A 22,791-nucleotide genomic window follows, 5' to 3' on the forward strand; every position below is an offset into this window, starting at 1 on the left:
CACCAAAATTTCTAAATTTTAATCGGGTTCCAGAAATTATACGGTTTCATATTGTTCGTTAGCGGTTTCAATTCATAGCCATTGTCTATGAGATATTTCAAAACAGCAGGCAGTGCATCGGCGGTTGTCGGTTTATCGTGGAATAGGATTAGCGGCGATATACCCCGTTTTTGCAGGGTTTTGATTTGCTGGATGGTATAAGAGGCGGTCTTAGATCCGTTTAGCCATTTCCAATCAAGACTATCCACATTCCAGTCCCACATCTTGTAGCCGTAACGTTCCATTTCCTTTCGGTATGGCGCGGTCATCCAAGGCTTGCTTCCGTAGGGAACGCGAATCATAATGGAGCTGGTTTTTGTAATCTTTTTTAAGGTTGCTAGACAGGTTTTCATTTCTGTAGCTGCACTTGTTGGAGATTTGTAGAATTTGTTTTTGTCGTGGGTGACGCCATGGCACGCAACTCCATGGCCTTTTGCCACCATTTTTTTCACAGATGCCTGGTGCTGTTTCATATGAGGATCCATCATAAAGAAGGTTGCTTTTGCATGATATTTATCCAGAATGCTGAGGATTCTTTCTACACTGCTGTTTGGACCGTCATCAAAGGTCAGGTAGGCAACTCGGTGCGGTGGTTTTGGTGTTTCTTTTGCCTCGGATTGGTGAGGTACGAGAAGACTTGATAGAAAACCGAGGATTAGGAGCAATAAGCCTAATTTCCTTTTCATATAAAATTCCCCCTAAATTTTTTATCTCTATATGGGGAAAGTATGCGTGTGGGGGTCAATTGATGAATTGTCCAGAAAGATAAATATAGGATGCCCGGCACCTGACTATTGGCACGAGTTTGTTTCCAAATAGCACGAATGGAACCTCGAATGGCACGATTCATTGAACAAATGGCACGAAAATCTTGTTAAACGGCCCGAATTGTGAATAAGGTCCTATCCAAACCAAATAGAAATAAGCAAAAGGACGGTTCTTATGTTTACTGAAACGAAGGAACCGTCCCTTTTTTTCTCAACTGCACGAAATAGACGTCTAACTGCAAGAAACGATGTTGAACTGCACAATATAGACATCAAACCGCACGAATGAACCGCACAAATCAGAAGAAAAGTCCTATCCAAACAAAAACCATGGATCCAATAAGAATCCATGGTTTCTACTAAAACTTATTTAAAGATATTCGCAACTTTACTTACTACTAGATGGCTTCCGCCGCCTTTTTCAACGCCTTCGATCATGACTGCGACGAGAAGGTTTTTCTTATTTTGATCGTAGGCTACAAACAAGCCGTTCTCCTTGCCCTTTTCGTCCTTGGATTTTTTCAATTCTGCCGTACCGGTTTTACCGGCTAAGGTCACGTTTGGCAGGTCTGCTCCGTGTCCGGTTCCGCGCGGATCTGCAACAACCTTGCGGAGAAGTCCTGCGACTGCCTTCGCATTTTCGGGACTGATGACGTTTTCCTTCCAGATACCTTTGTTTTTGTCATTCAAAAGCAGGTACGGCTTAATCATGTTTCCGTTATTGACAAAGGTAGTGTAAGTGTCTGCCAGGTGTAAAATATTCATTTGTACCTGGCCTTGGCCGTAGCCGCTGTCAGCAAGCAAAATTTCCCTATCCAGTTTGCCGTCCGAGGAAACTTGTGATTTTTTCAATGGATAGTCGAAAGGTAGCTGTTCGGTAAAGCCAAAGTTCTTCAACCCTTGCACAAATTTATTGCCGCCCATATCTAGTGCGGTTTGTGCGAAAAAGATGTTATCGGAATACATCATCGCATCCGATAAGCTAACCGCTCCATTTTGTACGTGCACTCGACTGACCTTATAGTCGCCCCAGCTGCCGCCTTTGCCCCATGATTTGCCTTCAATGTTTTTCGTGGAGTTTGGCTTCAAGGTTCCATTTTGCAAGGCGATTGCTGCTGTAATCGGTTTAATCGAGGAACCAGGTGCATAGGATAAAGCAAAGCGATTGATTAACGGCTGCAGCGGATCCTTTTCAAGCTTGCTGTATTCAGATCCGGACATTCCCAGTACAAAATCGTTTGGATCAAAGGACGGTGAGCTTACTAGAGACAGCACCTCGCCGGTAATCGGTTGGATGGCTGCAGCTGTGCCAGCACTGCCCTTCAGTTGGTTGTAAATTTTTTCTTGAAGGTTCGCATCGATGGTAACGGCAATATTGTCACCGTCTTTCACTTCTCTTTGCGCGACTACTTTTTTCGTGCCATCTTCTTTTAAAATAGAGATCGAAGTGCCGGCTGTTCCACGGAGGCGATCCTCGTACAGCTGCTCCAGCCCTCTTTTTCCAATAACACTGTTTGCGTCATAGCCCTTGCCCTGTTCTTCCTTAAGCTCCTCCGCGCTAATCGGCCCGATATAACCAACAAGGTGAGCGGCAGCTTTTCCAAACGGATAGACGCGTGCAGTCGTGTCTTGCTTGTCTACACCCGGCAAATCATACAGCTTGGCTAATAGCCCTTCATTGTTTGTCGAGATCTTTTTAATAGGAACAAACAGGTTCGGTTTTACCCAGGATGCATTTAACTTCTGATCAATTTCTTTGACAGTAAGGCCGAGTAATTTTGAAAGCTGTTCCTTTATTTCCGGCTCCTTCGTGGCCATTTTTTCCGGAATCACGCCGATTTGATAGGCGGTTCCGTTGACTGCCAAGCCTTGTCCATTTCGGTCACGAATCTCTCCGCGTTTCGGTTCGATGGTCTCCGGAACGATTTTATCTCCTTTTGCCAGCCCTGGTAAAATCAGACTTGGTTTCCAATCGATATACCAGGTTGTATTTTTATCTCGTTCTTCCTTTTTCAACGAGACCTTTTCCGTATATTGAACCGGTCCGGCAAACGTATCGAAGGAAATATTCACAGGAATTGATACTTTATCCTTTTTCTTGTATGCATCTTCTTTAAGCTTGCTATATGTGATTTTGATATTTTTCACTTCAAGATCCTTGTAAATCTTTGGATAGCGGTCGACAAAATCGGCCGTTTTATATTCCTTTTTACTGCTTGATGAAAGAAAGTCATTGTACATTTTATTAAAATTACCCTTGTCCCAAAGCTTCACATAGTCTTTTAATCTGTCATTCGGTGAAGCTTCCTTTTGACAGGCGGATAAAAGGCCAATGGCTACCAGAAACACAACAACAAATACACTGATTTTTTTCAAAATAGACCTCCTTCTTTCCCTCTCTCTTTATTATACAGGAAGTCGATAGGATTATTCCGATAAATTTGCTTGAAGGGGGTTCATTCTGGCGCAAATTTTGGTAGAATAATAGGAAAATAGATGAAAAAGGGGGAAGAATGGCGTGAAAAAAACGATTGTGTCGGTTGCTGCAACGACGATTATTGCCTCGGCCTTTAGCTCACAGGCATTTGCGGCGACGTACAAGGTGAAAAAAGGGGATTCACTTTCGAGTATCGCCTATAAATATGACACAACGATCAAACAACTAAAAGATCTAAACAAGCTTAAGAATGATGCTATTTTTCCAAATCAAATGCTGACCGTTTCAAAGGAAGCTGTGAAGGTAAGTGCAAGCTCCGTAAAAAAGGTCATAGCTAGCGCTAGTGCACAGACCTATAAAGTAAAAAAAGGCGATTCCCTTTCGAGTATTGCCTTAAAATACAAAACAACGGTAAAGCAATTAAAAGAATTAAACAAGCTAAAAAGCGATGCTCTTAGCATTAACCAGGTATTGGTCGTTTCAAAAGGGGCTGTAAAGGTAAGTGCGAGCTCTGTTAAAAAGGCGACGACTGTTACGGCAAAGCCTGCTGCGAAGCCCGCAACTAGTTCCAAACCCGCGGCTGGTGTTAAGACCTATACGGTTAAAAAGGGCGATACACTCAGTGGGATTGCCACCAAAAACAAGATTAGTCTTGCCGATCTTCTTGCTTGGAACAAGCTGAAGCCTACGTCGGTTATTTTTCCTGGAAATGTCCTTCAGGTATCAAAGGGACAGGCATCCACAACTACTAAAACGCCAACTACTAATACAACAACACCAGCTACTAAGCCTAGTGATTCAGCACAAAATACATACACAGTAAAATCAGGGGATACCCTCTCCGGCATAGCCCTTCAATTTGGTATTTCAATCGCAGATTTAAAGAAATTAAACGGGTTAACCTTTGATAATATTTACGTAGGCCAAAAATTGAACGTCGGCTCCGGGAAGGCTCAAACACAGCAGCCACCACCTCCTCCTCCAACCGATAATGTTGTCGGAACTCCGGTAGGTGCAATGGATGGATTAACAGCAAGTAATTTGATCAAGAATGCTACTAAGCTATTAGGGACACCGTATGTCTGGGCAGGGTCCACCTTGTCTGGCTTTGACTGCAGCGGATTTATTTATTACGTATACAACCAAGTTGGTGTATCTCTTCCCCGCACGTCCAGTGCAGGGTATTATAATCGTTCATTTTATGTGAATAATCCGCAGCCCGGCGATCTCGTCTTTTTCTCTGATACATATCAAAAGGGTATCTCCCACTTAGGCATCTACCTAGGAAACAATCAATTCATCCATGCGAGTGATAATGGCGTGGAGATTTCTTCCCTGGATGAGGCATATTGGAAAAATCATTTTGATGGGTTTAAGAGGTTATATGAGGTAGTGTGATTTTGATTTTATCAGATGGTAGGATGGATAACGCTCAAGTTTTTGGGCGTTATTTTTTTCTGGTGTGAAAACAACGGTTGTAAGGGAAACGCTCCCTTTAAACTTTGATTGTTATTTTATATGAATGCGGGAAATTCCTCCTACAGAATAAATAATCCCGCCGAACTTTGATATAATCCCGCGGGTTTAGACGATAATCCCGCCAAACTTTGGCTAAATCCCGCCAATATCAGCTATAATTCCGCGAAACAATCATTTCTCTTCAAAAAACGATTCGAATACCAATTTTAGTGGACACTGGTTCCATTATTTTAACAAAATAACCCTATTTTCATAGCTTCGAGGACTCACGTTCCGCTATTCACAAAAAACATAGGATAACCACTGGATTATTGCAAAATAACGGAACGTGAGTCCAAAATCATATGGAAAAAGCCCGATTTTTGTCACAGATAACGGAACTGGTGTCCTCCGGGCGCCGGTCACCATAGCACCCAACTAGACATTAATGCAGGAAAACTTCCCCAATAATTTGGTCGGAGGTAACAGGGCCAAGTCTTGGATCGCGGCTGTCAAGACTCTCTCCCGGGGTTCTGTTGTCGCCCATAATGAAGTAGGAATGATCACCTACTGTTATTTCTCCCATATCCATTGACGTGCCTTTCGTGTAGCTCTCTTGGAGAGCCTTCCCATTTACATACACGATGCCCTTATTAATGGAAATTCGATCGTTCGGCATTCCGATTATCCTTTTCACAATATCAAAGCCATCCGGATCCTGGACGATGACGATGTCTCCTCTTTCCGGTGTGTAAAATAATTTATTAACCAACATGAATCCCTTGTCATGAAGTGTTGGGTTCATCGAATTGCCGCTCACCATCTTGATTGCAACACCATAATGAAGCACACCGTAAATAACGACTATCAATAGAATAAAACGAATCCAACTGAAGATGGATGATTTTGTTGATTTTTTTGGAAGTGTCGATTCCTTTGTATCCATTGCAATACCTAATTGAGCCATACGTTTTTCCTCCGTTTTATTTAAAATGGTTGAATTTCTTGATTCGGATTAATTGTATCCGGTTGTTGATTGCCGGGCTTTGTATTAATAGCTGATAATTCTGGAGGACCCTCAGGCACAGGTTGATCTGATTTTCCATCAACCGGGTTATCAGATGAATCACTGTTATCCTTTTCACCAGATTCATTTACTGGATTGCTTCCTATCTTATCCATATCCGATTTTGCTTTTTCCACAATGGCATCTAACTCCGCTTTTATTTGCTGCTCATCCGCGAACGTATCGATTTTCAAATTAGCGATCAGTTTTTCCGCATAGTCTTGTATCTCTTGCACACGTATGGATGTTTCTTCTTTAGTAAAATCAGATAGCTTTTTTTGAGACGCTTGTATTTCTAATTGCAATTCATCCTTTAAGCGTTGTTTTTGTGTTTCTTTTTCCGAAAGGATGGCTTGCTCCATCGATGAGATGGATTCCTCTCCCTTTTGCTTAAACCAACTCGTTAAAAGACCGTTGATATCCGAGTCGGCAAATGCGACCCCGATTCCCCCTCCGATGGATACGGTTAAAAAAAGAACTCCAATTAGAATTTTTACTTTTTTCATCAGCGTCATTCCTCCAACTTTTTAAAGCTATCAGAGTCCCGATACGGAACCCTGATAGCGGTGTTGTTCTTTAGATTCCTGAAATCACTTGGTCTAATGCATCTTTTGCTGCCTGTACGTCTTGATCCGCTCTTTCGGCGATTAGTTGTTTTTCTTTTTCCAGTAGTTCATCTGCTTTTTTCGTAATAAGGGCTCTTAGCTCGCTGATTTTAGCGTCGATTGTATCCGTTAATTTCTTTTTGGAAGTGCTTGAATTGATCTTTAGCTGTCCTTGAAGTTGTGCTTTGGCACTAGTAATAGCTTTTTGTAAATCACTAGTCGCTTGATCCTTAGCTTTATTAAGTTCAGCATCCATTTCAGCACGCGCTTTTGTTCCTTTATCAGATGTATAATTGGTTAAGTCTTGTTCTGCTAACTCACCTGCTACTCTAAATGCTCTATTAATTTCAGCCTGAGCATCAGTAACTAATTGATTAAATTGAGCTTCCATTCCCCCTTTAATTTCTTCTGATTTCGCATTCAAATCCTTTATACGACTAGTCGTAGCATTCGAAATTTCATTCTGAGCCCACTTAGTTTGATCCACTTTCGCAGCATCAATGTTATTTCCTGTATCTGTTTTTTGTTTATCATATTCTGCAGGCAGACCTGCAGTCTTTTTAATAGCATACTCTGTTACATCATCCTTAAGGGTATTCACGAAACTCGCAAATGTTTTGTCATACCAATTTTGCAACTGGTCAGCAATATTCACACTCGCGAATGCTGCCCCAACCCCTGATAATAATCCAACTGATACAACTCCTGCTACGATTTTCCCCTTCACTGTTTTAAACATTTAAATACTCCCTTTCCTTTTTAAAATTAATTTTTTAATAAATCTTCTAAAATATCTTGCACGTCTTGGGTGATTTGTTCTGTTTCCTCTTGGGTCTTTTGTTTTGTGTATGCCGCCATTTGCTGGTCGCTTTGTTCTTCGAGGTTTTTGGTGACGGTGTGTAACTGAAGGATGTAATGTTCGTTATGTTTCGTGATGGTGTTGGATGAATCTTGGAGTAAAGTAGATTGGTAATCTAGGATGGATTTGTCTGAATTTGACTTGTTTTGCTGTAGAGCGTTTTGTATCTGCTTGAATGTTGTGGCTAATTTGTTCATCGTTGAGACACCAATGGAGACTGCACTTTCTTCCAATTGATGCTTGTACCAGTTTCTAAGCTTTGTTGCCTCGTCAGGGAATGCAAAAGTGGTGCTGATACTGAGAATTAGAATGCCTGCAATGCTGACTTTTGCCAGTTTGTGAATGTTCACCGCCCTCCTTTTGATTGTGATTATCCATTTAGTTGTTCTTTATAAAGAACCTACAAGTCGATTATATAGAACATATTTTGATATGAAAACCTCCAAATTCCGGAAATATCCAAGGAAAAAATAGGTTTTTCTCATCATTCCTATTTAATTCTTATTCTATCTCTTTATTTTGTTCTTTTTGTTGAACTGTTTTGTTCTTTATATTGAATTATCGAGAGGGATTGAAAAAAATATTATTAGTAGCAGTAGCGAGGTATATGAACATTTTAGGTGGTCAATGTTACAAAAACAGTAAAGGATATGTATAAAACAGTCCATAAGACTATGGTAGACCACAAATTTTATACTTTCTTTTCTATAAATAAAAACCAGATTCCTAAAGAGAATCTGGTTTTTAGATGGCGCTACCTCCTAACAAGAAGACAGTACTTGTGACACCAGTTTGGCGAAGGTGAGGGAGTGGGGGCCGTCGCCGTGGATGCAGATGGTGTCCGCTTGGATGGTAATTTCCCGACCATCAGCGGTGGTTACTTTCCCTTCTTTCACCATTTTGAGAACTTGATTGATGCTATCTTGGTCGTTTTGGATTAGAGCATTAGGTTGATTTCTTGGTGTTAGTGTTCCGTTTGATTGATAGGTTCGGTCTGCGAAGACTTCGTGAGCTACTTTCAGCCCTACTCTCTCACCGGCTTTTGTCAGTTCACTTCCGGATAATCCGTATAAATTCAGAGCAGGATTGTAATCATACACCGATTTAGCGATTGCCTCCGCAAGCTGTGGATCCACTGCAGCCATATTATACAGAGCCCCGTGCGGCTTCACATGATGCAGAACACCGCCATGCATTTTTACAAATGCATCTAGTGCTCCAATTTGATAGATAATCAGATTGTATGTTTCCTTAGCAGAAAGGTTCATATTACGTCGCCCGAAGCCTTGGAGATCAGGATAGCCAGGATGTGCACCAAGTTTAACCCCGTGCTTCATTGCAAGTTGCACGGTTTCATTCATGATATCCGGGTCCCCTGCATGCATACCACAAGCAATATTTGCGGACGTAATATATTTCATGATCTCTTTATCATTGCCAACCGTATAGCGGCCAAAGCTTTCGCCAAGGTCACAGTTCAAATCGATTTTACGCATATCTATCTTCCTTTCCTGATGATGGTCTGTAGCATATTCAGCAATTTGTTTCTTTCGAGGAGTGTTGCTTGCGCTTCTTGTATCGAAACCTTTTGAAAACGAATAAAATCTCCCGGTTTGCGCTGTGCGATTTTTGGCAAGTCTGCTGTGATGACCTCACCTATTTTCGGGTACCCCCCAGTCGGCTGCCGATCGACCATAAGGATGATAGGCTGTCCATTTGGCGGTATTTGAATCGTTCCAAAGGCTGCCCCCTCCGTGATAAGCTCTCTTTTTTCTTGTAAAAAAACAGGATCGCCGTTTAATCGGTAGCCCATTCTGTCGGAATTTACTTCTACTTGATACGATCGCGTTTCAAATGCATTCGGTGATAACCAGCCATACTGCCGTCCTTCAGTAAAACGAATGGTCTCTGAATTGATATAGGTGAAAAGGGAAGGGCTTAGCCTCCATTTTTTATTGGCCGTCATGGGTATTTCACGAATTAATAGCCGATCTCCCGCTTCAAGCTTTTTCCCAATTCCAGCCTTTATGTATGTACTTTTACTATGTAAAATATCCTCTGATATAAAACCGCCTTTTACAGCTAGATACGCTCGGCAGCCATGTTCAGCGTTATGAAACTCAAGTATATCCCCTTTTTTTACGGAAATAGGTGTGCCATTGTAAACCGGTTTACCATTTAAAGTCGGATTCATATTTGCACCACAAAAGCATACTTCGGTATCTGCCTCGAACTCGAACGTTGCACCCAAAAGGGTCATTTCAAGCACTGCCTCATTCTGATTATTGCCGAGGCAACTATTCGCTAATTGCATGGCCCATGAATCCATAGCACCACTGACGACGAAGCCGAACCGTTGAAATCCCGTACGGCCGCTATCCTGCAAAGTTGTCAGCATGCCTCCTTTTAAAATTCGAATGCCCACTTGTGCTCGCCCCTTTCGATACGGTTATACTCTTGCTTGGTTATCGAAACGAACTGAACTTTATCTCCTGGCTCCAATAAGGTAGGAGGTGTTTTTTCTAAGGAAAAAAGCTCGACAGGTGTTCGCCCGATAATCTGCCAGCCGCCAGGTGTTGCAAGAGGATAGACTCCTGTTTGACCACCTGCGATACCGACGGATCCAGCTGGAATTTTTAACCTCGGAGACTGCTTCCTTGGTGCAGCGATTCTCGGGTCCATTCCTCCGAGAAAGGGAAAACCGGGTGCGAAGCCGAGAAAGTACACATCATATATTTTCTTTGTGTGAATAGAAATGACTTCGTTAGAGGTTAGTTGGTTTTCCTCCGCCACGAGGTCTATATCGAGAGCAAATTCCTGTTCATAGCAGACCGGAATTCGTATCTTTTTTCCTTTTTTAATAGGAATGATCTTCAAATTGGATAACCCTGTTTTGATCGTGTGGCAAACTTTTTCATATTGTATTTCGATTGGATTGTAATGGATAGTTAGAGTAGTATAGGCCGGCACAACTTCCACCATGCCGCGAAAAGGGTTGCGAATAAAATAATCCGCTGCTTGCAGGACCTTCTCATTAACGGACTTGGATATTTCACTCCCAAACTCTATCATGATGGCTGAATCTCCAAGCGGAAACATCCAATCCCCTCCATTCGCTCATTTTGATAGAATTGTACCATTATTCCGACGACCAGTGGAATAAGAAGTTGGTTTGACACATGACTTCAAACAAAAATAAAATTCCACCCTATCTAAGGATGGAGGTAAGAAGTATTCGATTGTTGTGTTTAGGTTCCTGGCACCATACTGTTAAAGAATCTAATTTCCTTCCTTTTCACTGTCTTCCGATTCCTTGTTCATTTTGCTTAATAGGGAATCCACACTTATTTTCATTTTCTTTGAAGTTATCTTTTTCCCGTTAAAGTTCCTCACCACTAACGACCCGGAAAGTGTTTTTTCACCACTGGACTTCAATTGCATTAGGTCCTGTTTGGCCCCTACCATAGGCAACATTTCTAATGGGTAGCTCGCAGATTCACTTACAGTAATTGGATCAATTGGTTCTATGTATTTTCCTAATTCTCCCTCTACATCAATAGATATTTCCGGCTGGTAGCCATTGCTGTCACTCTTTTCAATTTCTATCTCCAGTTCATCGTTTGGTTGTTCATTAATTTCTACATCTTTTATTGTATCTTCAGCTGATGCAGCGGACACTTGAATTTCCTCTTGAAAACTATTGGAAAAAAGGGCATATGTTTTTCCATTTGAAATAACCATTTGATAAAGAATTAAGCTTAAAGTTAAAAGAAACATCATTCCAAAACCTTGCTTTCTAGAATTCATCCAAATTCAAGCCCCCCTGCATTATTTACAGCTATACTAGCATAGGTAATGAAACCCTATGCTAGTATGAGATATCTATTAATTTTTAATAAACCAATTGTAAAGTTCGTCAGATTCGATTAGTAAATAATCTGCGAGTACTCCAGGGAATTTAATAGTTCCTTTTACAGATGTATCCACTCTTTCTGCATTTATTCTCCAAAGCTGTGTCTTGCTTGCATAGTATTCCTTATCTGTAATCACTCGGTAATACTTAACACCATTTGTATATTCTGTTGTCACAGTAAAATTACCTACATTTTTTTCAAAATCCCCGTTACCGTCTCCCATTTTAACCTCAATTACTTTTTCTCCCTTACTATCAAGGTAGAAATTCACTTCTTTATTGGTTGTAGTACGTGTCGATCCATTTGGGGTAGCCTTAAATTCAATCTTCTTTGTAAAATAAGGAGGTCCCGTCGGCCCTTGTTCTTTATCTACTTGTGTTGCTGTTACTCCTAAGCGAACATTTCCTGTTTTCCCTTGGAAGTCAATGTCATTATTTCCGTGTGGCCAATCTACAAGAATTTTAAAGCTTTCTGTACCACTGTCCGGTTTAAAGCTATTGGTATAGTCAAAATTCACCCATTGATTATTCACTTTTCTTTGCATTGTAATTTTAACCGGAGATGCTCCGCTTTGCGGGAAAAGATCTCCACTAGGATTTACATCCAACTTATATGCAACAGGAACTTCGGTGTTATTTTTGTTGATTTGAAAGCTATATACTTCTAATGGATCCATTCCAGGGTATAATTTGTCGCCTAGGTTAAATTGAGCATTTCCAATTGTCTTTCCTTGTGCGTTGACTGCATCTACATCAAAGATTGCCGCCTTCGCCACGTTATTATCACTAGAGAAATTTTTTGTAAAATAAGCCATCGTCCCCATAATCGCAGCTACACATAGTAGAACAGCAAAGGAGCTAAACAGTTTCTTCTTATTCATTTTCATTTTCCCCCTCTAATTATTTTCAAAAGAATATAGTTTAAGCTTTTAGGTCAGTGTTTTCTTCTCTTTTCCTTATGGAAAAAATGTTCTTTAATGCACCGATTGTAATTGGAAGCAAAGGAATTGCAAAAAGAATCATTAAACCGGTAGAGCTTCTTAAAAAGTTGGCTACATACCCCGCTTTCGGAATATGGAAAAATAGTGATCCTACTACTTGGTCCGTCGCTACTAACTTTTCATCCGCCACATTATTTGCATCACCCTTTGTTTGAAAAAATACTTTCCCATCCTTGTTCATTACTTTTACAATTCGATGGGTAACTAATGTGTTGGAATCAAGCTTATAGGTAATGACATCATTCACCTTTGCCTGCATAGGATCGGATGGTTTCACTATCACTACGTCTCCCGCTTCCACCCGTGGGGACATACTGCCCGATAACACCGTCATCACCTTGTAGCCTAAGATGGATGGCAGCTCTCCCGGATGTTTTTTTGCTTGATAAATGGAATAGACGGAAGAAATACCGAGAATTAGCAGTACAATAAAGATGAGTCTCCCGAACCATTTAATAGATTTCTTGATCACTATATAGCCCCCTTTTATTACATTTTGTTCTCATTAAAGAACAACAAGACAACAACAAACCAAGGTAAAGTTTCCCTTCCCCTATCCGTGTTACACTACTTTTGTATCATCCCATAGATGAAAAATATAAAAGGATTCATTTTTGGAGTATTTCCAATCAAACGATCGTTTTAGTAGCTTGTCCGATATAGGAAATATTCACAAAGGTATTTTTTGATTAGTCCCTCCTTTAAAAATGACTAGTTTCATAGTTTTGAATATCTATTTTGTTCTTGATGAAGAACAATTAATTTGATTTTAGCGGATAATACAGAATCATTCAAGTGTTTTTATTAAATTTTGTGCTTTTGAGAGAACATTTTTTTATTTTGGGGATTTCACACACAATAAAAGGAGCCAGGCACCTAATTAGGGGTGCTTGGCTCCTTACTTTCGAATTACTGCAAGTTGCTGGAGGCTAGGTACCAGGTACCGGTTGTGCCTTTGATCGAAACTTTGTACCAGGCGAAGAGGTTTGCGCTGCTGTTGTCTTCGATTGGTCCGCTGAGAAGGGTTACCTTTGTGCCGGCAGGAAATGATTTTGGCGTATTGTTGACGGTAGAAGGTACCTTTCTAAAGTTCGCTTTTGCAGATAGAGTAATTTGCTTGTCTTTTTTATAAAGCTGGGTTGATAATGTTCTCTTTTTCGTTGAGTAGGACATTTTTTGCTGAAAGGATGGAAGTTGAGTGATCGGGTCCAAAGTCATTACAACTCCCTTCATTACTTCCGGCTCCATCATAGTTCGGTCCTTCAAATTCGAATAGACTTTTAACTGGTATGCCTTGCTGTTTTTATTTGGATCATTTTTAAAGGACAGCCCATTATAAGCCATAATCGCAAAATACCAATTTTCCAGGACGTTTTTTTCGCCTTTATTAATCGTTGGTATGATTGGCTTCGTCAAAAATGCATAATTCCATTTTTCAAGCAGAATGTCAATGCCTACCTCAATATTGTATCGCAAATCGTATTTTACCCGATCCCAATTAAAGCGTTGATCATCCTCCGAGGTTGGAGTTACCTGCATGATACCGTAGCCATTATCATCGCTTTTAAAAACCTCTCCGTTTGTTAGGAATTGTTGAAGCTTGCTATTCTCTGTTACGGCAATCGCTTTAACGATTTCGGGAGGAACCCCTTTTGCAACCGCTGCACTTGTCAGCATTCCCTTCAACTCTGAAGTGCTCACTTTTAATTGATCCATAATACGTGTGAATCGTTTATTTAGGAGAGCTTGATCGGCACTTGAATTAAAATCTGCAATCCCTGTTTTTAAAGATTGATAGATCCCAGGCACTTTTTCATCGGATTTTCCTTTTGAAACAAGCCCGTCTAGCTGCTCGAACTGTGCTTCAATCGTCATCAAATTGGAGAGATTTCCCGTATTTAGATTTTCAGGGATTCCCTCATTTAGCTGATGAAGTTCTGAGTAAAGCTGCTTTTGATAGTTTGCTTGTTTTATAAGATCGATGTTAAAGACGATTTTTTTGTATGAATCGGCTATTTTGCTTGGAGCTGCAGACGCTTTTACAAGTTTATTGGTTTCATTTAAAGCTTGTTTTACGGTAACAGGATACTGAAGGTCGCTCAGCACCTTGTCTACTGGTGTTTTATAAAGTGACTTTATTTTATCCTGTGTCTTTTTTCCATACACAGCGGTGAATTTTGGAGCATAGCTCTTAAGAGTGCTGGACAGGGATGTGTAGGCATTGATTGTATTAGTGTCCATGATTCCAGTCTTAACATACTTGTCTAAAGTTGCTTTTTTCGCTAAAAGCTTTTTTCCGTATGTGACTGCGTCTATATATTTTTTTCCTCTATCGATCTTTGTTTTTACATCCTTGAGCTTGGAAAGATTCGTGCTCTTTTGCTTACCTGTTTGTTTCTTTACAGCAGCAAGTGCTGTGTTGTATTTCTTTTTGGCATCGTTGTATTCCTTTGTCGGTATATTTTTTCCGGTCGCTTTATTTTCAACTGTTGTGGCATTGGATAAAACCTTTGCGGCTTTCACAGCGGAAGCTACTAAACTGTCTGTTTTGCTGGCCGCCTCTGTATAGTGATGTCCAACCGTTGAAAATAAAAGGACGGAAGCCATGATTAAAGCAATTCGTATTAATTTCAACTACTTCACCTCGATTTCCATTCTCTCCTAACCTATTATACTTGTAAATTGAAAATATTGGAATCATCTTAACGTTAAAACAAAAATGGTGCGGCACCACGCGAACCATTGTCCACAGGTAGTGCCAGGCACCATTTTATTTTTCACTATTATTTGCCAACCTTGAGTGTGTATGGCGTGATGGTGGAGTTGCCGAAGAAGTCGTTTACTTTGATGTAGTACTTGCCCTTTTTGAGTTTAACAGGCATGGCTTCTGTTTGACCGGCACCGTAATAGTTGGAATACTGAATGCGTTTGCCGTTCTGATAGAGTGAGATAACCCCGTCGACTTCTTTACCAGTTTCAAGGGAAATATACCCTGTGAAATCTTTCTTCAAGTCGAGCACGTACCAATCATCATCACCAAAGGCTACGCCACTGTTCAATTGACCGGTAGCGGTCCATGTATTTGTCTTTACCTTCTTCAGTTTCAACGGTTTGGATGGCACATTCTTTTTCACGACAGAGCCTTTATCCTCATCCTTCGTTGCCACTGGTACAACGGTTGCTTTATAAGGAACCAGCGATATTGGCGCAATTCCATCAATCAAGCCGATGAAATCAATAATATAGTTTTTGCCTTTTGTTACTTTAAATGAACCATAGTTCGTACTTGATCCTGTATAAAGAGATGTGGCAATAATATTTCCACGCTCGATATCTGCGTCATCCAGCTTGCGGTTCTTATTCACATCCTCATAAATAATCGCAACTCCATACACATCGGAAAGCAATTCCTTCGGATATTTGCGCAGTAATTCCGGCGAAGGTTTTCCGCCTTCAAAAAGCAGACTGTAAACTGCTGATTTCTTACCCTCTAGATAGAAGAGATGGTCCTCATATGGCATGGCAAAGGTTCCTTGGAATGTCTTCGTCGAGATGTTCTTGATAGCTTCCCCGTTACTGTAGCCGTACGTTTTTCCCAAGTTCGTCTCGATCAGCTTCGTTTGCAATTTATACGGGTCAAAGGAAATATTTCCTGTCCCAAACGGATTTCCGCTTAAATGAATTAAATATGTCTCTCCTTTTTTCAATCCGGTATAAAAGCTTCCAGCCATCGTAAAGCCATTGTAGTCGTAGGAATCATTGAATCCTATAATCTCTGCATCTAAATACGGTTTACCTTTATCATCCTTTTCCTTCACAACCTTCATTACTTCCACATATGGTTTGCTAGATGCAGGCTGAGGTATCGTAAACTGATAGACTCCTGTTTTACTAGGAACAAACTTGTACCAATCCTCATCATCACCTGTTTGAATATATCCGGATATAGTACCACCTAGCGTATATGGAAGAGCATTATCGAGTACAGTTTGAATATAGTTATTTTGATTTTGCCCATCATCCTGAATTGGCAAAGTATCCTCATCAGGTGGAATTACCTTTCCTTCCATATTCAAAGTATACGGTAAGAGAGATGATTGTGGTTCCGCTTGTTTTCCCATGAAGGAAATTCCAGATCCCATAAAGGACCAAAAATCCCAAGGGGACACGGTTACTTTATTCGTCACCTTTACAATATATTCGGTTTGCGGTGTTGTCGGTATCGTTAATGTTTCTCCAGATCCTACCTCACTGCTGTTTGTTTGCCACTGAGGCTGAACTTGATCGATTGGGATAGAAGGAGCTGGATCGTCGGATGAAGGTTGTTCCTGATCAGCTTCCCCACCTGTTGGTAAACCGAGCGATTCCTTTGTATATACTTCAATGGCCGAGGTTACTCCAGGGATACCACTAACGGTCATTCTTACTACTTGTTCATCATTGGTTTTAAAAGTGAAATAGTCGTCATCGCCATTTTCTCCGAATAATTTCAACGGTCCAGATTGATATGGGAAGCCTTTTACTTCCAGCGGGTTCTCTAATGTTGACTCAGACTGCGGTCCGTCTATTGTACGGGTTAAGGAAAGCTTATATTTTGACTTTTTGGAGGAAGAATCATCGTAATTGCCGTTTACATCCTTCACACCGATTGCTATCGTTCCGGAAAAAGGTGCTTTGACCAGTTTTCCTTCCGTTTTTCCTGCTCTTACATCATTGACATCCATCGTTTGAGATTGTGAACCATCCTCTGAATAAAAACGAATCATCAATTTATTGTCATATTCAGGAGCACTTGTTAGCTGCGTTTGGATGTATTCTCCTTTTTCCACTCTAAATTGATACCATTTTTGCTCAAATGGCTTTGTGATATTGCCTTCTTTGGAAATAGTGCTGGAAAAAGCTAATGGTGCCGCTTTTTCTAAAATTTCCTTTTTGGACCATGTGCTCTTTACAAATGTAGGTAGCTTTTTCACATTATATTTCAGTGCCGCTACTGGGTTGACAAGGCCATTTCCGTATTTTAAATCATATCCCTTTGCTCCCAAATCAGTAGCAGTATGCTCTAAAATATACTCCACTTGCTCTGGCTTTAGGTTAGGGTATTTAGATAGCAGCAATGATGCTGTCCCAGCAACCATTGGAGATGCCATCGAAGTACCGCTCAATGTTTCAAAGCTGGATTTTTTCTCCAAATCATAGATTGGGGCATAGATGTTTTCTCCAGGTGCCACGATATCAAGGGAAGGCCCATAGCTGGAATAATAGCTCAATTGCTTGGATTTGTTGACGGAGCCAACACTAATTACTCCTTCATAGCTTGCTGGATAATTAGGAGCATCATTGCCGTTATTACCTGCAGATGCTACGATTGTTACCCCTTTCGAAATTGCGGATTTAACTGCTTCCTCTAAAAGAGGAGAAGGGACAGATGAACCAAGGCTCATATTGATGACCTTTGCACCGTGCTGTACGGCATAAAGTATCCCCTGTGCAATGGTATAGTCTGAAGTAAAAAAGCCACGGTCAAAAACATCGATCGATAGTATATTCACATTCGGATTAATGCCATATCCGCCAATGCCATTTCCCTTTTTGGCAGCGATAATTCCTGATACATGTGTTCCATGTACATCAGGTGTTCCCTGGCCCATTGGATTGATTACATTGTAGCTATCCTTTGTAAAAATGCCTTTTAATTCCGGGTGATTTTTATCCACACCAGTATCGATGACTGCCACAGTTACCTTATGCTTGCCAGCTAATTTTTGGGCTTCATCAATTTTCAATTGTGACAATTGGTATTGTTCTGACTTTTTAGGATCCCCGAAACCGCTATATGTTTTATAAAGTGCACTTCGACTTACCGAAAGAACGCGGCTATTCTTCTGAAATGCCTCCATTACCTTCGCCAAATTATCCTTTTGGCGAACTTTGATAACCATATATTGCAGCTTGTCCACTTTTTCAATGACATTGAAATCCCTGCCATTCCCCTTAACAGTGCCGACGGAAAAGGATGGACTATACTTCACCAAAAAGGTGTCTTCACTGAATGGTGATGTTTTCGCATCACCCATTTTATCCTGTAACGCTTTCACTTTGTGTTCGAGAGTAATAGATTGCTTTTTCACAGTTGGGGCAGACGATGCAGCCCATGCATTTGTTGATAGAAACGATGATGTTGCAACCAAAGTGGCCCCAAGGCCGAGTGCAGTTACCTTTTTCAATACTCGCTTCATACATTCCCTCTTTTCATATGGCTATTTTCACAATCGGATGCTTTTATTAATGATACTCATTTGTAAAAATCCTTTTCGGGATAGGATAGATGTCCTATTCGGAAATAGATATCCCCAAACTTTGTCTATGGTAGGATTTATAACCAATTCTTAAAAGCAGCTATCCTTTGAAAACAGCCCAAAATATAAAACTAGCAATATCATACACTAACAATTGGTAATATTGGAAGGATTTTTTTCCGACAAATTACATGGTGCCTGGCACCATTTGTAGGTATTTGTTCCCGACCGGCGAACCATTTTACACAGTATTTTCTTGCAACGGTTAGTGGTGAAATTGTACCAATTACCACGTGTGAACCTGTTCCTCCTCTTTCGTGACCGCTCTCTCCATCACCGGCATTTTTCCGTATAGCACTCCCCTCTCACATTTTGGTAGAGTGGAATAAAATAAAATAGTACAATTAAAAAAGCACCCCCATGAACTTTTACATAAACGTCCACTGAAGGTGCCCATCTTTTTTCCTTATATTATTTACATACTATCCTTCTGAATCTCCATCTTTTTTGGCACTGCTTTGTTATAAAGAGGCACAATAAATAGGAGTCCTATGATAAATAAAACAGCTGAGATTTCAAAGATAGTTACTAGCGATAATAAATTTTTAAGAGAGCCGGCTATACTCATCGTAACAACCATCGCCCCTGTGAATAACGGACTCAATGTTCCATTCACACGGCCAATAAAATCCGCTTCTGTGTTTTGCAGAATGAGTGTGTTGATTCCGATTTGGATACAAGGCATGAACAAGCCGCAGAAGAATTCCGTTACTAGCGTAATCCAAAGTGTTGTGGAAAATCCTATAATACCAACACCGATTGCATTCACCAGCATCCCAATCACAAGCAGCTTAGCTGGTGTGACTTTTTTCGAAAATCCCATCGTAGCCGCTCCACCTAAAATCATCCCGATACCGTTAACAGTGAGTAGCCATTGCAAATGTTCCTTAGCTAGCCCTAACCGTTCTGTAACTAAAAATATGTTTAATGGCTGCATTAATCCAATCGCAAGTCCAGCCGCCATAAAACAAATTCCCAATAGTCTCAGCTCTTTTTTCGCTAAAACATATTGGATTCCGCCTTTCATTTCCTGCCAAAGTGTTGACTGCTTCGTTGCCTTTTCTACGGAATGATCGGCAGGAATAAGCATCAAGGATAAGGCGGATAAAATGAAGGCAATCCCTGTAACCATAATCGAAACTTTAATACCAAAGGTCTGGTATACAAAGGTTCCAACAATTGGTCCAAAGATCATAAAGATTGCAAAAATTGTTTGGTAAATAGACATAGCAGACTGAATTAAGTCTTCCGGCAAGTGCATTTTAAATAGCTTCATCCCTGATGGCTGGGAGAACTGAGATAGAATGGACGAAATTAACGTTGCAAAGAACACCGCTTTCCACGTTCCAAACACTAAAGCTAAAATAACGGCAAAAACGGAAACCGCACTTAAAGCATCACACCAAATCATCGTTCTTTTTGGACGCCAGCGGTCCGCGAATGTTCCTCCGATAAAGGAAAAAATAAATATTGGTGCAAATTCCGCTACGGAAATCATAGAAATCGCAAACGCGTCTCCATTTGTTTTTTCCATAACGAATAAAAGTACTGCAAAGTTTCGAACCCAAATTCCTACTTGCAAAAATAAGGCTGAGATAAAAATAGCCTGAACAAACCGATTTCCTAATAATTGTTTCATAACATTCTCCTCTTTATAATCGAATTTTTTTATGAATGACCTAAAATAGTTATATCCACATAAAAAGCCCCCTATCCTGCTTTTCGCAAAAATAGGGGGTCAATAGCCGTCATGAACCATAAAAGGACACAGTACACATCTTTTTTCTGTACCAATATCACATATATTAATGCATAGACTAATCCCATTTTCCGAAAAAGCACCGTGAATATACGAATGTTTTCTAAAGAATAGGATTAGTAGATCATCGCCCTTTGGTTCACTCCCTTTGTATTGGTGTTTTCAGTTTAACCGATTTGTTTTTAACAATCAATAGGATTTTTTTCAACAAAATCCCACAATTGTATTTTCATGTGGTGTCAGGCACCACAATAGGATGCGACTACTGTGGCCATTGCCTTTGCACAGATAATTAAGCTGCTTTCATCAATATCGAATTTTGGATGGTGATGTGGGTACCATTCTTTTGATCGAGGCATTGCACCCACATAGAAAAAGCAGCCTGGTTTTTCCTTCAGATAATAGGCGAAGTCCTCAGATGGGGGCTGAGGTTCTGCTTCCACAACGGCATCCACCTCAGGAATCCTGGCAGACTCTAATGCTTTACGAACCTGTTCAGTGATTTCCGGGTCATTGTATAGCACTGGATAATCATTTTCGTATTCTATGGTTGCCTTTACACCATAGGAAGCCTCGAGACCTTCAGCAAATTGCCGAACTTGCTCTTCCACGATTTGCTGCGCTTCCTGCGACATCGTGCGGACGTCTCCCTCCAATGTTACAGCATCCTTAATCACATTAAACTGCCCCTTCCCATCGAAGGAACCAATAGTAACGACCGCGGTATCAAATGGATTAATTCTACGGCTGACAATGGTTTGGCAATTCATAACAAATGCACTAGCGGCAACGATAGCGTCATTAGCCATATGTGGTGAAGAGCCATGACCTCCTTTTCCCTGCACATGTAGCTTAAAATAGGCTCTTCCAGTTTGGGTATTTCCGCTTCGGTAATAAATATTGCCTGTCTTCATTGTCGACATAACATGAATTCCAAATATAGCATCCACTCCATCTAATACACCAGCCTTAATCATCCCAATTGCTCCGCCAGGGGGTGTTTCCTCCGCCGGCTGATGGATTACTTTCACAACACCTGCCAATTGATGTTTCACCTCTGCCAATGTTTCTGCAAGCACGAGCATATAGGCAGTATGGGCATCATGACCGCATGCATGCATGACTCCATCATTTTTTGAAGCAAATGGAAGCCCCGTTTCCTCTTGAATCGGTAACGCATCAAAATCTGCACGAATAGCAATGGTCTTCCCAGGCTTCGCTCCCTTAATAGTAACTACGATTCCTCGCTGTCCGCCTACATCCGTTTCCACTGCATCTACTGGCACATTTTTATAGAAATCTCTAATATATGTAGCTGTTTTTTCCTCCTGAAAAGATAGCTCAGGATTCTCATGAAGGTAACGGCGTATTTCAATCATCCGCTCCTTTTTAGCATCTAATTTTTCCATTATTTCTGTTAGTAGCATAATTTAAACACCTCTGATTTAGTTATACCACTTTAGTTTAATCGTATGCAGGATGGAGGATTTTCGTAAAAGGGGGTCGTAGGTTTAACTGAAAAACAAAAAAACGAGCCCAACTGAAATTGGGCTGTTTTTAGTGGAAATGATATTACCAAATAACTTATATCCAAAGGGCAAAGTAGCATCTCACGTGTAACGTTTTCAGAACAAAAGCATAAAGTTATATGCCTAAAATATTGAAACCTCGAAAAATTTAATCACACCTAATCCACTTTTAAAATAAACATATTATTGTACAGCGAAAAATCTTTCTATATTAGTTGTACATCATACCTGGCATCCCCATGTGAAGAGACATGGATTGAGCTTGCATCTGGGTATTTTCCGGATACCCATGATGGTGGTGGTGCCCATGGTGATGATGTCCCCAGTGATGATGCCCACAGTGATGGTACGGATCATGCATCATTCCGTAGGATGGATATCCCATCATAGGATAACCCATTCCATAGGAGGAAGGATATCCGTACCCCATCATATAGGGGTTAACTCCCATCCCATAATAAATTCTTTGATCTGGTAGCATTTTTTCACCTACTTTTTTATTAGAATGTTTAACCAATTTCATGCTATGCGAATTACCTAGGAAAGGAGCATAGTTTTTATCAAAATGGGTTTTTACCTAGTTTAGTTATCCATAATGCTCCTCTTTCTCTTTTACGGTCACCTAACTCGGCGGTTGGTTACCCATTTGGCTCTGCTTTTCCTTTTTCGGTCACCTAACTCGGCGGTTAGTTACCCATTTGGCTCTGCTTCCCCTTTTTCAGTCACCAAACACCACGATTGGTTACCCTTTTCGCTACGCTTTTTCTTTTTGGGTCACCTAACTCGGCGATTGGTTACCCTTTTCGCTCTGCTTTTCTTTTTTCGGTCACCTAACTCGGCGTTTGGTTACTCTTTTGGCTCTGCTTTTCTTTTTTCGGTCACCAATCACCACGTTTGGTTACCCTTTTGGTTCCTCTTTTCCTTTTTCGGTCACCTAACTCGGCGTTTGGTTACCCTTTTGGCTTCGCTTCCTCTTTTTCGGTCACCAATCACCACGTT

Annotated in this window: 18 protein-coding genes; 1 reads left to right on the plus strand and 17 read right to left on the minus strand. The window is 40.7% G+C overall.

The genetic code is table 11. The annotated features are described in order from the left end of the window. Positions 1 to 11 precede the first annotated feature (11 nt). Both KHA87_RS13725 and KHA87_RS13730 read right to left on the minus strand, forming a co-directional pair. Positions 12 to 725 carry a polysaccharide deacetylase family protein gene (locus tag KHA87_RS13725; RefSeq protein WP_213094725.1) on the minus strand — a complete coding sequence of 238 codons (714 nt, stop codon included), beginning with the start codon at positions 723 to 725 and terminating at the stop codon, positions 12 to 14. Between the two features lie 447 nt (positions 726 to 1,172). Then, positions 1,173 to 3,182: a penicillin-binding transpeptidase domain-containing protein gene (locus tag KHA87_RS13730; protein WP_213094726.1), complete on the minus strand. Its 2,010-nt coding sequence runs from the start codon at positions 3,180 to 3,182 to the stop codon at positions 1,173 to 1,175. Positions 3,183 to 3,324: 142 nt separating this feature from the next. Between KHA87_RS13730 and KHA87_RS22525 the strand changes: the two genes are divergently transcribed. Continuing rightward, positions 3,325 to 4,641 carry a C40 family peptidase gene (locus tag KHA87_RS22525; RefSeq protein WP_213094727.1) on the plus strand — a complete coding sequence of 439 codons (1,317 nt, stop codon included), beginning with the start codon at positions 3,325 to 3,327 and terminating at the stop codon, positions 4,639 to 4,641. Positions 4,642 to 5,146: 505 nt separating this feature from the next. On the opposite strand, the gene lepB is transcribed toward KHA87_RS22525, so the two are convergent. From lepB to KHA87_RS13810, 15 genes are all read right to left on the minus strand, one after another. Further along, on the minus strand, positions 5,147 to 5,668 hold the full coding sequence (gene lepB / locus KHA87_RS13740) for a signal peptidase I (RefSeq protein ID WP_213094728.1): 522 nt from the start codon (positions 5,666 to 5,668) through the stop codon (positions 5,147 to 5,149). Between the two features lie 20 nt (positions 5,669 to 5,688). Beyond that, a complete protein-coding gene (locus KHA87_RS13745; protein ID WP_213094729.1) occupies positions 5,689 to 6,273 on the minus strand; it encodes a hypothetical protein in 585 nt (194 codons plus the stop codon). Positions 6,274 to 6,343: 70 nt separating this feature from the next. Further along, positions 6,344 to 7,111 carry a hypothetical protein gene (locus tag KHA87_RS13750; protein WP_213094730.1) on the minus strand — a complete coding sequence of 256 codons (768 nt, stop codon included), beginning with the start codon at positions 7,109 to 7,111 and terminating at the stop codon, positions 6,344 to 6,346. A gap of 26 nt (positions 7,112 to 7,137) precedes the next feature. Then, the gene (locus KHA87_RS13755) at positions 7,138 to 7,581 is read right to left on the minus strand and encodes a hypothetical protein (protein WP_213094731.1); all 444 of its coding nucleotides are present in this window, start codon (positions 7,579 to 7,581) and stop codon (positions 7,138 to 7,140) included. Between the two features lie 411 nt (positions 7,582 to 7,992). Beyond that, positions 7,993 to 8,727, minus strand: a complete 735-nt coding sequence (locus KHA87_RS13760; protein ID WP_213094732.1) for a 5-oxoprolinase subunit PxpA — start codon at positions 8,725 to 8,727, stop codon at positions 7,993 to 7,995. A gap of 2 nt (positions 8,728 to 8,729) precedes the next feature. Next, entirely contained in the window at positions 8,730 to 9,656 is a 927-nt protein-coding gene (locus KHA87_RS13765) for a 5-oxoprolinase subunit C family protein (protein ID WP_213094733.1), read from the minus strand. Next, the gene (pxpB, locus tag KHA87_RS13770; protein ID WP_213094734.1) at positions 9,638 to 10,330 is read right to left on the minus strand and encodes a 5-oxoprolinase subunit PxpB; all 693 of its coding nucleotides are present in this window, start codon (positions 10,328 to 10,330) and stop codon (positions 9,638 to 9,640) included. The genes KHA87_RS13765 and pxpB overlap by 19 nt, the downstream gene beginning before the upstream one ends. A gap of 180 nt (positions 10,331 to 10,510) precedes the next feature. Then, a complete protein-coding gene (locus KHA87_RS13775) occupies positions 10,511 to 11,038 on the minus strand; it encodes a hypothetical protein (protein WP_213094735.1) in 528 nt (175 codons plus the stop codon). Positions 11,039 to 11,116: 78 nt separating this feature from the next. Then, positions 11,117 to 12,025 carry a hypothetical protein gene (locus tag KHA87_RS13780; RefSeq protein WP_213094736.1) on the minus strand — a complete coding sequence of 303 codons (909 nt, stop codon included), beginning with the start codon at positions 12,023 to 12,025 and terminating at the stop codon, positions 11,117 to 11,119. 40 nt (positions 12,026 to 12,065) lie between these two features. Further along, the gene (locus KHA87_RS13785; protein WP_213094737.1) at positions 12,066 to 12,617 is read right to left on the minus strand and encodes a signal peptidase I; all 552 of its coding nucleotides are present in this window, start codon (positions 12,615 to 12,617) and stop codon (positions 12,066 to 12,068) included. A gap of 437 nt (positions 12,618 to 13,054) precedes the next feature. Continuing rightward, on the minus strand, positions 13,055 to 14,779 hold the full coding sequence (locus KHA87_RS13790; protein WP_213094738.1) for a transglycosylase SLT domain-containing protein: 1,725 nt from the start codon (positions 14,777 to 14,779) through the stop codon (positions 13,055 to 13,057). A gap of 149 nt (positions 14,780 to 14,928) precedes the next feature. After that, on the minus strand, positions 14,929 to 18,384 hold the full coding sequence (locus KHA87_RS13795) for a S8 family peptidase (RefSeq protein ID WP_213094739.1): 3,456 nt from the start codon (positions 18,382 to 18,384) through the stop codon (positions 14,929 to 14,931). Positions 18,385 to 18,919: 535 nt separating this feature from the next. After that, on the minus strand, positions 18,920 to 20,143 hold the full coding sequence (locus KHA87_RS13800; RefSeq protein WP_213094740.1) for an MFS transporter: 1,224 nt from the start codon (positions 20,141 to 20,143) through the stop codon (positions 18,920 to 18,922). 359 nt (positions 20,144 to 20,502) lie between these two features. Then, positions 20,503 to 21,690 carry a M20 family metallopeptidase gene (locus tag KHA87_RS13805; protein WP_213094741.1) on the minus strand — a complete coding sequence of 396 codons (1,188 nt, stop codon included), beginning with the start codon at positions 21,688 to 21,690 and terminating at the stop codon, positions 20,503 to 20,505. Between the two features lie 313 nt (positions 21,691 to 22,003). Then, the gene (locus KHA87_RS13810) at positions 22,004 to 22,273 is read right to left on the minus strand and encodes a hypothetical protein (protein ID WP_213094742.1); all 270 of its coding nucleotides are present in this window, start codon (positions 22,271 to 22,273) and stop codon (positions 22,004 to 22,006) included. Between the last annotated feature and the right edge of the window lie 518 nt (positions 22,274 to 22,791).

This window comes from Bacillus sp. FJAT-49736 (assembly GCF_018343615.1).
In the GTDB taxonomy this organism is placed as follows: domain Bacteria; phylum Bacillota; class Bacilli; order Bacillales; family Bacillaceae_C; genus Margalitia.